Source organism: uncultured Shewanella sp., from assembly GCF_947491715.1.
In the GTDB taxonomy this organism is placed as follows: domain Bacteria; phylum Pseudomonadota; class Gammaproteobacteria; order Enterobacterales; family Shewanellaceae; genus Shewanella.
This window is the reverse complement of the sequence record NZ_CANLKR010000047.1, coordinates 17,736-34,598: the sequence shown is the minus strand read 5'-3', so window position 1 is coordinate 34,598 and position 16,863 is coordinate 17,736. Positions and strand designations below refer to the sequence as shown.

The following is a 16,863-nucleotide window of genomic DNA, read 5'->3' as shown; positions in this document are numbered from 1 at the left end:
ATTGTTTATGACATTGTTTATGACATTGTTTATGACATTGTTTATGACATTGTTTATGACATTGTTTATGACATTGTGAATGATGACTTTTTAGCAAATGGATTAATGGTTTATTTCGTTTTAATCATCTGAGGTCTTATGTCTATTGATGCTTATTTAACCTTAGGGATTTTTTTGGGCACTATCTTAGGATTAGTGACATTTCAGCAGCGCCCAGCCGCTGTTTTTGGGGTGACGTTAATGTCGCTGGTGGCCTTAGGTTTAGTGTCACGAGAGCAATTATTGTCCAGTATGGTCAATCCTGGATTGGTGACCTTAGTGCTATTGGTCTTGTGTTCATTTGCATTGGAAAAAACCCGCTTATTACGTGTTATCGCCTCAAAAATGATAGTGAGTAACTATCAATCCACTTGGCTGAGATTATTTGGGATCACCGCATTATGCTCAGCACTGCTCAATAACACGGCGGTGGTGGCGACACTGTTATCGCCTATACGCAATAACCCACATCATTTTGCCAGTAAGTTACTATTGCCTTTGTCCTATGCCGCTATTTTAGGGGGCACACTGACGTTAATCGGCACTTCGACTAACTTAATTGTGAACAGTTTATATATTGAGGCGCAAGGGAAGAGTTTACATTTTTTCTCTTTTACTGCCGTGGGTGCGTTATTGGTCTTAGGGTGCGGTATTGTGCTCAGGATAACCAGTACTTGGCTGCCTAACATTAATGCGGAAAATAATGGCTCAAAAGGGTATTTTATTGATGCTAAGGTGAAAGCAGGATCGGAGCTGATTGGTCGCAGCGTTGAAGCTAATGGCTTGCGTCACCTTGAGTCCTTATTTTTAGTGGAGGTGGTGCGTGATGGCAGATTGATTAGTCCTGTTGCGCCCACTGAAGTGATTGAAGAAAATGATAAACTGATTTTTTCTGGTGAGGTCACCAAGGTCAGGCAGTTAGATCAATTTACTGGGCTTGAATCTTTTGCGCATAAAAATGGGTTATTGGATAGAAACTTAACCGAAGTGGTGGTGCGCCCTGAAAGTATTTTAGTGGGGAGTAGTCTTAAATCAACGGGGTTTCGAGCTTTGTTTGATGCCGCTGTGGTGGCTATTCGCCGAGATGGCGAGCAAATATCGGGTAAATTAGGGGAAGTGCTTATTCGAAGTGGTGACTTTTTAGTCCTCGCTGTGGGTGAAGATTATCCCAGTCGGCGTAACATCAGTAAAAACTTTATTGTACTCAGTGGGGTTGAACCCGAAGTTAGGCTCAATGGTTGGAAAGCGTGGTTAGCCATAGGCGGTTTTTTAGCCGGTGTGGGATTAGCCACCACGGGCCTGTTGGATATGATGCAGTCCATGTTGTTGTTATTGGGGATTTTAATTTTCACAGGCTGTATCAGTGTGAATGAAATTACCCGCCGTTTTCCCATCGATATTTGGTTAGTGGTGTCGACAGCTATTTTATTATCCCATGCATTGGTGAATTCTGATCTAGTATCGATATTGAGTCATTGGGTCAATACGGGGGCGGATAAGAGTCATGTGTATTTAGCCTTAATCGCGGTGTATGTGGCGACTTGGTTAATGACAGAGCTGGTCACCAATAATGCGGCTGCGGCGCTGATGTTTCCTGTTGCTTACAGTATTGCGTTGGGGTTAGGGGTTGATGTGATGCCTTTTGTGATGACAGTGGCTTTTGCAGCCAGTGGCAGTTTTATCAGTCCTTATGGTTACCAGACTAATTTAATGGTGTTTAATGCGGGGCGTTACAAGCTGACTGACTTTTTTAAAGTGGGCGCGGCGGTGAGTGTGACTTATGCAGCGATAGTGTTGTTGGCAGTACCAGTATTTTTCCCTTTTTGAGTTGTTTATTTTTTATAAAGCAAAGACATAATGGATAGGAAGTAACATGGCGAAATCACCTTATATTAATCTTGATGATCCTGATAAATCGGCAAATGTAGTATGGCATCAAGCCAGTGTGAGTCATGACGAGCGGGCGAGTATTAAACATCATAAAGCCGCCATATTGTGGTTTACGGGGTTAAGTGGCTCGGGAAAATCAACTGTTGCCAATGCGGTGGATAGGTTGCTACATCAACTAACGTGTCATACATATGTGCTTGATGGCGATAATGTGCGTCATGGACTCAATGGTGATTTAGGTTTTTCAGATCTCGATAGAGTGGAGAATATTCGCCGTATTGGCGAAGTGTCAAAGCTGTTTGTGGATGCGGGTTTATTGGTATTAACGGCCTTTATTTCGCCTTTTAAAGCTGATAGAGATTTAGTGCGTCGCTTGAATCAAGAGGCTCATTTTATTGAAGTGTTTATCGATACGCCTCTTGAAGTGTGTGAGCAGCGCGATCCTAAAGGCTTATATCAAAAAGCGCGCAGCGGTGAGATTAAACATTTTACGGGCATTGATTCGGCCTATGAGGCGCCAGAAAGCCCAGAAATACGTGTTGAAACCGCAGGCAAAAGTATAGAGTCTTGCGCGCAGCAAGTGGTGGATTATTTGCAAGAACAAGGGCTGATCCATAAGGTCATAAAGCCATAAGGTAAAGGTGTCATGCATTACGATATTTTTAACGGTGATGCCGATGGCATTATTGCATTACTGCAATTAAGGTTGGCAGAGCCGAGACAGAGCGAGTTGATCACAGGTGTTAAGCGGGACATTGACTTGCTTAATCAGCTCAGTGACCAATTACAAGCGGGTGATACGGTCACGGTACTTGATGTGTCGATGCAAAAAAATCAGCAGGGATTAACAAGAGCGCTTGAGCGAGGCGTTTCCATTTTTTATGCCGATCATCATCAAAGTGGTGCCATTCCAAAGGATGATAATTTAACGGCCCATATTCATCTTGATGCCAATATTTGTACTGGGCTCATTGTCGATGAAGTGCTTAAGGGACAATACCATACTTGGGCTATTGCAGCGGCTTATGGGGATAATTTAATTAAGGTGGCTGATACGTTGGCAACAGATGCGGGACTCAGTGATGAGCAAGCAGATCAACTAAAGAGCCTAGGGACTTTAATTAATTATAATGGTTATGGAAGCCGTGTTGAGGAATTACATTTTCACCCTAAGGCGTTATTTGAAGCATTATTAGCGTTTCCCGATCCGTTTTCATTATTTGAAGATACAAGCTCGATTTATTATCAATTAAAAGCCGCGTTCGATGAGGATTTTGCCAATGCGCTAGCCATTGCTCCCGATTATAGCAGCGATATTGTGAGTGTTTATCGTTTGCCTGATAGGCCTTGGTCGAGTCGTATTAGTGGTGTATTGGGTAATCATTTAGCCAATAGCGCCCCAAATAAGGCGCATTTAGTCTTAACCACGCAATCGGCGCAATCGGCGCAAGAGGTCATGGTCTCTTTGCGTGCTCCGCTGAATAATAAACAAGGTGCGGCAAGGATATGTAGTCAGTTTGCTACGGGTGGCGGGCGAGAAGCGGCGGCAGGGATTAATGTGCTGGCAGTCAATGAGCTCACCCGCTTAATTCAACTCACTGAAGAATATTACACATTACCTTGATTGTGATTGATTGACGTATGTTTCAATGTGCTCAAAAGCGTCTTTGTGACTGGGTTCCCAAAAATGTTGTTTGGCATCCTCATAAGCGGAATGAAAAGGGTGACAAACCGAGTAGGGGGGAAGATGCTGATCACTTTTGATTTTTTCTTTTTCTTCGAGGTTTAAGGCAACAAGCAATTCATCAAATTGAGTATATTCTGGGCCAATGCCAGATATTTTTTCTACAAAGTCGTAGTTTTCACGGCATTGACTTTCATACCATTCCTTGTCAAAACGATAGAAAATGACAGGAACATTATATTGTAGTGCATCAATAAATAAAGATGAGTAATCTGTGATTAATAAATCAACGCTTCCCAATATTGAGTAAACATCTTCCCAATGGGAAATATCAAGGACATTATTGTACTGTTCAAGTTCTTTGGCTAAATGAATTTCATTAGGGTGTAACCTTATCAAAAGTAAGGAGTTAGATTTTACTAATTTATTCGATAATGTTTCCCAGTCAAATGCTGTTTTATAGGGGTTTTTATCTTGGTATTTATCTCGCCATGAAGGTGTGTATAGCAGTAAATGACTTTCTGGTGTTTCCTTTATATTCATATGGTTAAAAATATCTTGTTTTGTTTTTTGTTGTTGTGGATAACGGTGATGAAAGTCAATTCTGGGGCTGGTGGAGCGCAGTAGGGCTTCTGTGGATAATTTAAATGCACTACAAAAAATTTTATCGGTTAATTTGCTTGGGCTAAGAATAATGTCAGGTGGCGTATATTCTTGATGATGTAGTAGGTTGTATGATTGTTTTTTGGGGTGATAAACCTTAGAAAGGGGGCCTTTAACAATATCAAATTCGATACGTTTTAAAGGAGAACCATGCCAGAGATTGACTTTAATGGCACCGTTGGCGAAATATTGATTAACGTCACCGATATAGCTGTTATAAAAAAAGTATTTGGCTGTTAGCGCATGATAAATCCCTTTTATTGAACGGCGGTGATATGCTTCCATGCCTTGTTTATTGAGTGTGTTGATGAGAGCTTTATCGCCACTGATCCAGATATTCCTGATAAATCTAGTTTGTTGCCAGTGAAGATAAAGGTACTTGGCATTATCAGTAAAGCGATTTTTATAGCTGCCAAATACCGCTTTATTGTGATTCCGAGGTGAAAACTTGGACAATGTGTATAAAATTTTTATCAGTATTCCTTTGAAAAGTGCTATGTTCATAACCTTAGACTCCTTTAATCATTAAGCTTGTGGTTAGAGTAAACTAATGGGATTTTTAATTGATTTGAGGAGAGTTTCTGATGGCATTCCATATTAAGGAAATATATTTCTTTTTTCCTTTAGTATGCTTGAAGGTAGCTTCAATCATGGATTTTTCCTCTTCTGGTGCCGAGGGCTTAAGAAAAAATTGAACTGGGCCAAATAAACCATAGCGTATGTTGTCAAGCTTAAACTGCTCAAAATCTTTAATTTGAGTCTGTGGTGCATAACCAAAAAGATCAAGTTTACCAAGCAGAACATGGATGAGTACTGGTAGTTGAGAAAATAAAGGGGAGGGTAAGTTCCATTGCCAGCTTTTAATTTTCTTACCATTGTTATCGAAGACAACATATTGCTTTATTGGATCAAGCGGACTGGCCAAAAGCGCCCAAATCATAAAAATGGGTGATAGACAACCTGTGATGATCAAACCAAATAACGCGAGTATTCTGTCTGATATAGGAGTGTTATGAGGGCTTTCCTGATTGCTGTTATGGCTCAAAATGACCGGGTCATCCAATTGGATACAAACATTATTTTTTATTGATATCAATATATTGTGGCATAAAATAGCGTCTATAACATCCAGTCCCTGACCCACATAAGTATTGGGCATAATTAAACTATTTTCAAGATGGCAATGGTTGTCTATAACGCAGTCACTTCCTATGACGTTGGTGCCTTTCAATGTTATTGAGCTGGCTATTTGGCTGGATTGCCCGATAATGCCAGTGCTGTTATGGGTATTCAGATTGTCGATATTGGTTTTGGCATTGAGGTAAATATTGGTTTCTGATTGTTGAGGGGTTACATATTTTCGCCCAGTCGGTTTTAATCCTGAAATGGCTAAATTTGCTAAATCTAGATTTGCCTTTACAAGTGAACCAAAGTTATTTATGGGGTAGCATTTGCCCGATAAGGTTATAGTGACCGTTTGTTTTTCCTTCGCTTTTAATATTAATGTTTCAGAGTCATTATTGGTCAACAGATGAAGATCATTAGCCATACTTTTTGCGTTGGGGGATAAGACTATCCCCGCATTTTTTCCTTGCATACTGGCTTGAATATATTTAGATTTGTTCGATTGGGCTTTGGTTAAAAATGATGCCAAACAAGGACTTCTTAATGTGTCTCCCTGAATAAGCAGCAAAGGTGTGTTTGATGTTAGCGTGAGGCGTTTTAGAATATGACTGATGCTTTCTTGCTCTTTGCATAAGAAATATTCTATATCAACTCCCCATTTTTCGCCTCGTTTTAAATGATTGCTAATGGCTGAAGTATCACCTGCGATAATGATCTTGACCTTTTTAATATTATTATTAGATAAGTCATCCATTGTGTAATCAATAACGGCTTTATTGCCCACAGGTAACATAGCGGGACAATAATATTGATTTAAAGGGCTTAGTTCATTACCGTGTCTATGGGCAAAAATAAGTACGTCCATGTTTATCTCCTCCTCTAATAAGCCCCTCGGGTTAAAATGACGGCAGGGATTGTTTTTATTAGTAGCCAGATATCAGCAAGTAATGATTGTTGGTATATATAATCTGTGTCGAGTTCGACTTGTTGTTCAAAAGGAATATCAGATCGACCTGTTACCTGCCAAATGCAAGTAATGCCAGGTTTGACACTTAATCGAGTTCGATGATTTAAGTTGTATTGTTCAACTTCAGTTGGCAGTGCCGGTCTTGGTCCAACTAGAGACATATCGCCTTTGAGTACATTCCATAGTTGGGGTAATTCATCGATTGATGTTTTGCGAATAGCTTTACCGACCTTTGTTATACGAGGATCGGATTTCATTTTGAATATCACACCTCCTTGCATTTCATTTGTGAGGTTTTTAAGCCGTTCATTGGCATCAAGATACATTGACCGAAATTTCCACATGGTAAATGGCCGATTATCCATTCCAGCTCTTTGTTGAGAGTAAAATACTGGACCAGAAGATTCTAGACGAATGAGTAAAGCAATCAGAAGTAGTAATGGTGATAAGATAATTATGGCTAATGTAGAAATAAGAATATCCAGTATGCGTTTACTTAATTTGTTGAGTTTTTGTCTCGCGAGGTGGCGGGAACGAAGAACCTTAGCTTTTTTGGCATTAAATTCTAGCTGGATAAAAGTTTGCTTGGTGCGAGTGAGTGTTGATTGTTGTATCGAAGAAGGCGATGGTTTTTGTTTTTGTGATTGCCTAATGTCTTTCCAGATGCGAATTAAAAAAAATGGGTTACCTATGATATAGCGTTTCCACATTCTTTTAGGTTCCTGGATGAGGCGGTACACCCATTCCATGCCCATTTGCCTTAACCACAGAGGCGCTCGTTTAATATTATCTGAATAAAAATCAAACAGTCCACCGACCCCTATACCAACACCGACTTTGAGTTGTGATTGATATTTATTTAGCCATAGCTCCTGAGTCGGCACTCCCATGGCGACTAATAATATTTTTGCTTTTGATTGATTAATCGCATTAATAATATTGTGGTTATTGGTACTCTTGTCGAGATGATAATAGCCATGCTGTGTTCCGGCAATAATGAGTTTTGGATATTGCTTTTGCATATTCTTAGCCACTTTTTCTGCGATACCGGGCTTGCCACCGAGCAAATAAAGAGGAAGTTCTTCTTGTGCTAGTTGCTTACAAAGTAGGGGAAACATGTCGCTGCCATTGAGATTATCTTTAAGGGCGATGCCTTTCCAAATACTGGCAATACGAATGCCGATACCATCACCTAAAATATACTGACATGATTTTAGAACATTTTTATATTGATTGTTATGTACACTGATATTGAAGCAATCGGCGTTCATAAAAATAAATTGCTCCATTTTTTGGGCACTTCTGGTTTTTGAGATAATGGTCGAGATGAGTTTCACCATTGTCATATTTTTAAGAGAAATGCCTAGTAATGTCAGTTTATTTTTTGCTTGTTTTTTATGGGGCTTAATGGATGAAAAAAGCATATATGAAAACAGTGCTTGAACCAAAGCGAGACAATATGCCCTTATACTTTTATGCATAAGTGTTAGTGATTCTTTTTCTGATTCAAAGCTTAATCCTATATTTGCATTGATGATTTCAAAAGACATCAAGCCAGGTTTATGATTTATTTTTGGTTTTTCTTCACAGCTGTAATAATTTTTTATGCCGAGTAACGTGATTTCTCCTTCTAGTAAATTGAAAAGCTGAGGTAATTTTGTCCAAAAACTGCCACCTGTAAATTGATATAATCCAATGAGGTGATGACCTTTTCCGTAAATGTAAATTAGCTCGATACTTTTGCCAAATTGCCAACGTCTTTTTAACCACATATACAGTAAAATGGGTGAGAATAGTATTAATAGTAAAGAAGCGAATAATATATCGATAAAACGGATAAATATCTTCATTCGTTTACTAATGTTAATTGAATGACCCTTGTTCATATTAACTCCTGTTAAGGGTTTGCTGGTCCCGTTTAATCTTTAATTTTTGCGAATAACCTATGATGTTATGCGCCAGTTTTTCACATTGCTGGTATAAAGCATGGGGAAGACAGAAGAGCATATAAGCCGCCGCTAAGGTGGCTAGCGTTCTGCTTGTCTCATCTTTGAGAATTGACGGTGCTTCAAAAAGTGCTTTATTGACAAATTTTACTGCTTCTTTACCGTTGTCATTTCTGATAGCTTGGCGAGCCAAATAGCGTAATTGGTAGGCTCGTGCTTTTTTTTCGAACTTCTGCAGTACATTTGGCGCAAATATTCTTGCCTTATCGATCATTTTTTCCCAAGAAGCGAATTGTTTCATTAAATTAGATGATAAGCCTTTTCGGTTGAGACGGTAATAAGTCAATGGCATTGCAAGCCCTTCCATTTGCCATTGAGTGGTGGCGACAATTCTTAACCAGCATTCAATATCTTCTGATTGCCTAAAGGATTCATCGAAGTAACATTTTTCTCCAGGACTATAAGTGTCAGATGTAAAAGCAATATCATCAAATGTACATTTTCGAATGACAGGAGCAGAGCCATTTCCAACGGGATTTCGACATAACAAAAGACCAGTATCGATATTGGTCAGTTGAGGCATTTGATAAATATCAAGCTTATTTCCTTCAAAGTCCATAAATGCTGAGCGGGCGAAACTAATGCCAACTTGAGGTGAATTATCAAGGTGCTTTAAATGGGCGGTCAATTTATCCTTATGCCAACAATCATCCGAGTCTAAAAACGCTAAATATTCTCCTTTCGCATTGCGCACTCCAGTGTTACGAGCAGCTGCGAGTCCTTTGTTTACCTCATGGTTAACAATAATAATGCTTGGATCATTAAAGGCTTGGCATATTTTTAAGCTGTTGTCGGTAGCGCAATCATTGACAATGATGAGTTCAAAATCGATAGTACTTTGATCGAGCACTGATTGGATGGCCTCGGCAACAAAGTCTTCGACATTATAGACTGGCATAATGACTGAGAATTTAGGCGTCATTGGGTAACTCCTTTTTCAATGCATTAGTCTGCTTGTCTTGCTGTTTAATTAAAAAGTAGGTGAATGTGGGTAGGGTAATGCAATAGCAAATTAAACTGGCACAGGCGATGGCAGTGAGTCCCCAAAAGCTTGCAAAACTGATGGATATGATTAATAACAGGGTGAGTATAAGGTTTGCTTTCAAGTTTAACTGAGTACGGCCACTGCTGATTAAATATTGACTGGCCGCTTCTCCTAAAGGTCTGACTAGGCCACTTAGGCATAATAGAATAAACACCGGAAGGGCGCCTGCTTCAACCCATTTTTCACCGTAGATAAGTGGAACATACCAAGGTGAAAGGCTGGCTTGTAATGTGATTAATGGGATTGTTAACAGCAAAATAAACTTTAAAGATTGCTGAAATTTTATGTGTAAGCTTTCTTCAGATGGTTTACATAAATGTGAGTACAAGGCGACGCCATAACTTTGGATAAGCCCAAGGCTGATCCCTAAACTGGTGTTAAATGCAAAAAAGTAAATGCCCAGAGCTTCAACGCCTAGAAAGTAGCCTATAAGCAAATAATCGATATTTTGCCTAGCGGCCAGTGCGATATCACTTATGCTGACGGGGAGGCCAAATTTCAATAATGCATTTGAAGAATGGGCTTTGAGCGGGGGGGGATTAATGTATTCCTTTTTTTCTTGTGTTTTTTGCCTCGGAAGTGGATTTTTATAGGTATGGATAAATACCCAGACAAAGGTGACTAATACTTTCGGAATAATAATGGCCCAAATACCAAAGCCAATGAGGGCAAGTATGGCTGTAAACACACCATCTAAGAGGGTCTGCCATAAAACTGCTCTGCCGACAACGCGCATACGATTTTGACGTAAATTGAATGCGACGTGAAGTTTACCTAAGGGTAATATCAAATAGCTGCATGCCATGAATATCATTGGCAGTACAAAATCGGTGTTTTGATAAAAATGACTCAAGACTAAGCTGAGTAATGACATGACAATGAACGCAGCAATTGAAGACAGCCAATTAATTTTATTCGCATTCGTCAGAGCTTGACGAAAATCATCATCGCTTAGTTTTACTAAAGGTGCTGTGGTCAGGCGTCTTAGTGGAGTGCTAATTAACTCAAAACTGGTGAGAATAATGGCCACTTCGCCAAAATTTTCCGGAGTGAGTAGCCTAGCAATAATGATGCTTGACACCAGTCTGACAACGCGTCCTATGATTTGGGCTGAGCCTAGCCAAAAGAGACTCTTGCCCAAAATTTGGTGGCTATTTGATTTAAAAATAGATCTAAACCAATTAGGCATTCCTTTACCTCGAACATCAAGAATACCCTATCGTATTCAATAGATCATAGTATAGGAGATAAAAAAAAACTTTAGTGATTTTTTGTCAATAATATTAATTGTTAGATGCTTTTTTGAAGATATCAATTTGTTTAAATGCGATCCCTATAATGATTAAACCGGGCCAATATAGGTAGGCTAAGGTTTCTAAGTTTTCGCCAAATGTATAGACAACTAGTTGCAGCAAAAAAGCAAAAGCAACCTGAATTGTTTTAGAATGATTGATATAGCGTAATAATAAAATAAAACTGATTAGCATGGGAATACCCAAAGAAAGAGCGCCTACAATACCTTTGACAAATAATAATCCGTACCAAGTGTGATGGGTGCCTATGGGCATATATTGAACAAGATGTGGCCCTTTTTCGACGATCCCATGGCCCCAAGTGAAGGCTTCATTATACCAACGTTGTACAGCGATTTCGCCTAGGTGTTTTCTGACGCGTGTTGAGCCAGCTCTGGCTGCTTTTATGGCACTGATTGTACTTTCAATTTTTTCTATGACTTGGACACCGAATATGCCGAGCAGTAATAATAATGGACTGGCAAAAAAGTATAATATGGGGGATTTTAACCAACGAATAAACGTAAAATAACCGATTAACATGAGATAACATGCTAAACCGAGTCTGGATTGAGAGATAAGGATCATCAATATGCTACCTAAATAACCGTACCAACGGTAGCGTTTATTTGGCTCTTGTGTCGCAAAGATAAAAAATAAATTAGCAACCATGCCTAACGCAGGCGCCCATGGAGCAAATAGACGCCACCTTGGTTGGCCGCTGCCGGGATCGATTTCATATAAACTGACACTAAAGTATTCAGCGCCTGATCCTCCCAGTATTTTTAAGGGGGATATATATAAGGTTGATGGCAGTCCGACTTTCCAGGCAATAAAGAGAAATGGAAAAATGATGAGAGTATGTTTGCATACAATACAAGTGGCTCTATATAACAGTTGAGGGCGAATATCCAATGCACCGAGTAAAGGAAAAATGGCTATTAGGGCCCATCCTTTAGCCCAACCAATACTGGATTTGATGAGTTTTAATGTTCCTAAATTAAAATTCAAGTGACCAACAAAGAGTGCGATTAACATGATGAACATGCCTAGGCACCAAATTTGATTGGCAATACTAAAACTAAATGTTTGATTATCCAAGGCAATACGTTTTAACATTCTCAAGAATAATATCCAGCCAATCACTGGAGCAATAAAATACATTGCGCCAAATAACCAAAAGCCATAAGTCCAGGTGATGCTATACCAGATTAATCGCTCGTCAGAATTTTTTGGAGAATAGGTTTGCGGATCCATAATAAGGCCAGTCCTATGAGAATAAATAAACTTGCAGCTACACCTCCAACTAAAGTCAGTAAAGTAAAGAGCTTATCGGGTTTTCTTGGAAGTGTGGGGGCTTCCAGTAATTGTATTAAAGGATAAGCAGAATAAATATCGGCTTTACCGACATCCATTTTAGCTAGCGCAGAAGTAAATACAGCAGTGGCGACCTGATATTCTCTGTTGAGATCATTTAGCTTGGCTATTTCATCATTATTATCGATTAATATTTCTTGTAGTTGTGCGATTTGAACGGTTAATGAATCAAGTTCACTCCTAAGACCTGCAGCTTTTGTTGATAAACTCAGTAATTCTTTGATTAATATGGCACGGCCATCCGTGTTTTCAGCTGATAGCATGAGTATAAAGCGAGGATCTTGATAACCTATGAGTGTTTGGCTTCGCTTTTTAAGTGCTACAAGTAATGATGTTTGTTTATCCCGTTGATTCGTCAGTTTTGGATGTTTGTTACCATGCTGTCCTGTTAGTTCGGCTAATGACGCATTTGAAAGAGCGTAATTAATGAGGAGTTGACGGTAAAGTTGATCATTTCTGAGTGTAAGTAAATCACTGGCTTGTGCTGTTGTTAATGAGAGGTGCTCCTCTAATGTTGTTATACTGGAATCGAGACCGTGTAGCTGTGCTTGCATATTTACTTGAGAATGACGAAGCCTTTCAATTGTGAGTGCGAGCTCTTTAAATTGCTCTGGTGAGAGTAGTTTTGTCTCTGATTGGAAATCAAGCACTTTGTCATGGGTGTCTCCGACTTTATTTACAAAGCCTTCCATGCCAGATTTAATACTCATTTCTCTTTGTTTTATTTCATCATCTCTGAGTGTTGTCAGTAATGTTTGTAGGCTATTATAATTCGCCCAAGCCAGTTTTTGTGCCATTTTAGCAGTATTGGCTTTGATACTAAATTGCATTAATCCAGTTTGACTTGGCAGTTTTAATTTCGGTTTTGCAACTGCGCTGGTGGGTACGTCAAGGGCCTTAGCTGCTTGGCTACGCACGATATAGCTTGTCGCAATAGCTTTATAGTTTTCTCTGGGATCGATGGCTGAGCTGGCATAGGGGGATTTTGATGAGCTGTTTGCTTGTCCGATGCTGTCTAAGCTGACGACGGCGCCAGCGCCAGCGCCTGGTAATATCAGTGTCCATTTACTGACGTACTGTGTGGGTATGATAAGAATGACAATAATAATGAGCAACCAAATGAATGCAATACTCGCAGCAGCCGTTTGTATATATACCTTACGTCTCTGTTTTCTAGACATATTACTGCCAGAAACGATAGCATTTTTTAATCGAATAAGGGTACGAGAGGTATGTTGGGATTTATTGCTCGTCATTATGCCTCTTTACCTATCCATTCCAGTAATGTTGCTGGGATAATGATTTCAGTAATGGTTTTGACGATTTCTCTGAAGTTGGTTATGCGTGAATCATAACAGGCGATACCATCACTGGGTAATATAAGTGGGTTCATTCCCGGTACCCATGCACGAGTTATTAAGGTGTCAATTGAACGTTCAATCACATCGATTTTTTGTGTAAGAGGGTTTTTTGTTGTTAACAATATATACCTGGATGCATTTGTCGATTGTGCGCCGCCAACACAATTTCCTGCTATTGCTGCACCAAGTAATCGAGTGCCATAAGGAAAACGGGTTGCTTGTGTGTCCAGTGCCGATTGAGAATTACTGCTAGCTGGTACGGTTAAGTTAGACATAAACACTCTGATACCAGGGACGGTGATTTGAGATGGCCTGACAAGAGCTTCATCAAAATAATAGCTTTCTTCTACATGAATATGATCGGCTTCAATTAAGGGAAAAAAAGGAACGGGAGCGCCGGTTATGATGCCTGATAAATCAAAATAATAGGTATGCAGCCCTCGAGTCACACTGACTTTACTTATTTTGGCATTAGGGCTAACACCTCCTGCTGATTTTATTGCTTGCGCAATCGTCCGTTTTATCGCACTATCGCCCGTGTGAATATTTGCATCATCCATTAGATCACGTTCGGAACGGTTATTAATGACATACTGACCAGGGTGGTATACGGCTCCGGAAACTGTGACTTGAATGGATGCCCAGCGTAATGGGTTGACACTCAATCGAATATTTTTTTGCTGGATGAGCTGCTCTTTTATTAATATATTGATGATATCCCTTTTTAATTGCTGAATACTTTTACCATAAGCATAGATAGGGTCTAAGTAAGGTAAATAGATATAACCTTGATTATCCACTTCCACTTGAGCTTCAAATTCTTCTCCATTTAGAATTTTTATATCAAACCTGTCACCAGTTGAAATGATATGCTCCATGGGGAGTGGAGGTTGATGGTTTTGGACCACATACCTTTGAGTATTATGTTTGTATTTTAATTCTTTTTTAGGAGACTGTAGATTAGTATGCCGTAAATAGGGGATATCATCGGCATAATAATGACATTCAAACATATATCGGTATTGCTCAGTATGCTGGGGATTACAAATATCACTCATTTGTGGCGTCGGGGGAGTGACGCATGCACTTACCATGAAACAAACAATAATGACAAAAATGAGAGGGGAAAAATAACATTTTGGTAGCCAATGTAATGAATATCGCCACATAAAAATGATCTTATTAATTGCTGGCGTTGGGTAAGGGACCACATATATAGTTAATTGCTGCTGCTTGATCTTCATAAATATGGAACACTTGATGTAACCGAGTCAGTTCAATTAAGGCTCTCACACCATCAGAAGGAGATAATAATACGACTTCCCCTTCTTCTTTTTGAGCTTGTTTTAATGCAGAAATTAAGACAGATAAGCCACTTGAGTCAATAAACTCCACTTGATGTAAATCCATAATGAGCCGAGTGACGCCGGATTGTATTTGTTTTAGAATAGCAGCTCTTAATGTTGGGGTTTCGGTCATGAGCATTTCTTTGGGTAAAGTAATAATACAAGCGTTACTCTCTTTTAATGGGGTGAATTGCATTGAGCTATCCTTCCTTTGAGCCTAATGAGATCAGTAGATCAATGTAAATGGCAATCAGTTTATCCATGACGACTTAGCATTATCAAAGTGTCGATGCATAACGCAAAAACATTTAAAGTGTTTCTAATAGTTAAATATAGTTAGTCTTTTATCATAATGAGTAATTTATTTTTGTTTTTACTCTTTGTTAAGTGTTAAGCGTAAATGGGTGCCTGATATTGTGGGTTGAAAACTGACGCTATCCATCCATTGACGTAATATCCATAAACCACGACCCGATGTTTCGTTGACGCTGGGACAAGTGTCAGGAATGGTTAACAAAGTGAAGTGAGCATCATCAAGTATATCGATAATAATTTCACTAGTATCACAATGGATGATGAGGATAATTTCTTTAAGGCTATCATCTTTATGTTCGATGAGGTTTGCCAATACTTCCATGATACAAGTTACAACTTTAAATTTTTGTTGTTCATTAAGATGGGGTTTTAAAAATTCATTGACTTTTTTAGAGACTTGAATTTGATCAATATGTGATTTATCTAAATTTATTTGAAGATTTACCATAATCTAACCTTTTTTATCATGGTGTATTGGAGACAGTATCATCATTGAAATATCATCTTGTAAAGAGTGGGACTGCCATAAGGTAATGGAGTGCTTAATATGTCTAATAAGCGATGAGGCAGAGAGTGAGCTGGCAGAGTGACACAGCTGGCAAAGACGCTCTTGACCGAACATGCCATATCGAGGGTGGACACATTCATAAAGACCATCGGAATAGATGAGTAACTTTTGTTTTTCATGTAATGAGAATACTTGGTATTGGTATTGGTTATCCTTACTGATCCCGATGGGTAGTTGGGCTTCAATTTTTATGAATTGAGCATCCCTTTCATTAATGATGATGGCATCTGGGTGGCCAGCATTGGTCATTTTCACGGAACCAGTTTGCGTATTTAATATACCAAGCATTAAAGTTGCAAATCGACCCATAGATTCAGGATCTTCAAAATCTCGATTCAATTCGTTAACGACAAGCGAGGGATCCAATTTGTTCCAAGGACATCGTTCACTTGCGAGTCTTTGGGCTAAGGTAAAGCTTTGCATTGAGGCTGCGATACCATGTCCAGTGACATCCAGTAGATAAAATCCTATGTGGTGATTGTCGATGTTAAAACATTGGAAAATATCCCCTGCCAGATCGGCTGCGGGTTGGAAATATGTGGCCACTTCCCAATGTTCATTCAGTTGAGTCGAGTCGGGTAATAGTGCTTGCTGTAATCTTGCAGCACTGTCGAGATCTTGCTGGATCTGCTTGAGATAATTCTTTTCTTTTGTTAATAGTGTCTGCAGTTTTTCGTTGCTTTGTTTTAATTCTAGCTGCATGTTTATAATGCGCACCGCAGCTAGTATTTTTACTTTAAGAATACCAGCACGATAAGGTTTGGCGATATAGTCATCAGCTCCAGATTCTATCCCTAAGATTTTATGTTCATCTTCGATGTTACTGGTTAGCATAATGATATAAGGTGCATTAGGTTTTTTTTTGAGTTGTTGACATAGCTCTGGGCCGCTCAATTCAGGCATATGCCAATCGGTAATAACAATATCTGTTGGCATTTGATTAAAGGTGGTTAATGCCTCTTTACCATTGACACAATTGGTAATATTGAGTCCCATTGATGAAAGCACTTTGTTGAGAATGCAGCGCTGAGTGGCAGAGTCTTCAGCAATGAGAATTGAAGTGTATTTAAAAGCTGGAACTAAGTTGATTGAACTCATTGTATTTCCGTCAGCTATCTGACCTTCTTTAACCATAGCAATTAATTTAAATTTTGGTGACTTTTAGGTTTTTTTAGCCTTTTCCAT

14 protein-coding genes are annotated in these 16,863 nt (G+C 39.2%); 3 read left to right on the top strand and 11 right to left on the bottom strand.

Annotation, left to right across the window (positions count from 1 at the left end; all coding sequences use genetic code 11):
• The first annotated feature begins 138 nt into the window (after positions 1-138).
• The 3 genes from Q0779_RS21190 to Q0779_RS21180 are packed head-to-tail and all read left to right on the top strand — an operon-like array spanning position 139 to position 3,553.
• Entirely contained in the window at positions 139-1,866 is a 1,728-nt protein-coding gene (locus tag Q0779_RS21190) for an SLC13 family permease (protein WP_298775775.1), read from the top strand.
• A gap of 46 nt (positions 1,867-1,912) precedes the next feature.
• A complete protein-coding gene (cysC, locus tag Q0779_RS21185; RefSeq protein ID WP_298775773.1) occupies positions 1,913-2,563 on the top strand; it encodes an adenylyl-sulfate kinase in 651 nt (216 codons plus the stop codon).
• 12 nt (positions 2,564-2,575) lie between these two features.
• Positions 2,576-3,553 (top strand): DHH family phosphoesterase, encoded by a 978-nt coding sequence (locus Q0779_RS21180; protein WP_298775770.1) that lies wholly within the window; start codon positions 2,576-2,578, stop codon positions 3,551-3,553.
• On the opposite strand, the gene Q0779_RS21175 is transcribed toward Q0779_RS21180, so the two are convergent.
• From Q0779_RS21175 to Q0779_RS21125, 11 genes are all read right to left on the bottom strand, one after another.
• Positions 3,545-4,780, bottom strand: coding sequence for a CDP-glycerol glycerophosphotransferase family protein (locus Q0779_RS21175; RefSeq protein ID WP_298775767.1), 1,236 nt, complete (start codon positions 4,778-4,780; stop codon positions 3,545-3,547). The two genes, Q0779_RS21180 and Q0779_RS21175, sit on opposite strands and share 9 nt — an antisense overlap.
• 55 nt (positions 4,781-4,835) lie before the next feature.
• Complete coding sequence (locus Q0779_RS21170; RefSeq protein ID WP_298775766.1) at positions 4,836-6,266, bottom strand: NDP-sugar synthase; 1,431 nt, start codon at positions 6,264-6,266, stop codon at positions 4,836-4,838.
• 14 nt (positions 6,267-6,280) lie between these two features.
• Positions 6,281-8,218 carry an exopolysaccharide biosynthesis polyprenyl glycosylphosphotransferase gene (locus Q0779_RS21165; protein WP_298775764.1) on the bottom strand — a complete coding sequence of 646 codons (1,938 nt, stop codon included), beginning with the start codon at positions 8,216-8,218 and terminating at the stop codon, positions 6,281-6,283.
• 37 nt (positions 8,219-8,255) lie between these two features.
• Positions 8,256-9,296, bottom strand: coding sequence for a glycosyltransferase family 2 protein (locus tag Q0779_RS21160; protein WP_298775762.1), 1,041 nt, complete (start codon positions 9,294-9,296; stop codon positions 8,256-8,258).
• The gene (locus Q0779_RS21155; RefSeq protein ID WP_298775761.1) at positions 9,286-10,608 is read right to left on the bottom strand and encodes an oligosaccharide flippase family protein; all 1,323 of its coding nucleotides are present in this window, start codon (positions 10,606-10,608) and stop codon (positions 9,286-9,288) included. Before Q0779_RS21155 ends, Q0779_RS21160 begins: the two co-directional genes overlap by 11 nt.
• 94 nt (positions 10,609-10,702) lie before the next feature.
• A complete protein-coding gene (locus Q0779_RS21150) occupies positions 10,703-11,968 on the bottom strand; it encodes an O-antigen ligase domain-containing protein (protein WP_298775759.1) in 1,266 nt (421 codons plus the stop codon).
• Complete coding sequence (locus Q0779_RS21145; RefSeq protein ID WP_298775758.1) at positions 11,923-13,344, bottom strand: exopolysaccharide biosynthesis protein; 1,422 nt, start codon at positions 13,342-13,344, stop codon at positions 11,923-11,925. Before Q0779_RS21145 ends, Q0779_RS21150 begins: the two co-directional genes overlap by 46 nt.
• Positions 13,344-14,543 (bottom strand): polysaccharide biosynthesis/export family protein, encoded by a 1,200-nt coding sequence (locus Q0779_RS21140; RefSeq protein ID WP_298775756.1) that lies wholly within the window; start codon positions 14,541-14,543, stop codon positions 13,344-13,346. The genes Q0779_RS21145 and Q0779_RS21140 overlap by 1 nt, the downstream gene beginning before the upstream one ends.
• An 88-nt stretch (positions 14,544-14,631) precedes the next feature.
• Positions 14,632-14,991 carry an STAS domain-containing protein gene (locus Q0779_RS21135; protein ID WP_298775755.1) on the bottom strand — a complete coding sequence of 120 codons (360 nt, stop codon included), beginning with the start codon at positions 14,989-14,991 and terminating at the stop codon, positions 14,632-14,634.
• Positions 14,992-15,168: 177 nt separating this feature from the next.
• A complete protein-coding gene (locus Q0779_RS21130) occupies positions 15,169-15,558 on the bottom strand; it encodes an ATP-binding protein (RefSeq protein WP_298775753.1) in 390 nt (129 codons plus the stop codon).
• 3 nt (positions 15,559-15,561) lie between these two features.
• The gene (locus Q0779_RS21125; RefSeq protein ID WP_298775751.1) at positions 15,562-16,776 is read right to left on the bottom strand and encodes a SpoIIE family protein phosphatase; all 1,215 of its coding nucleotides are present in this window, start codon (positions 16,774-16,776) and stop codon (positions 15,562-15,564) included.
• Between the last annotated feature and the right edge of the window lie 87 nt (positions 16,777-16,863).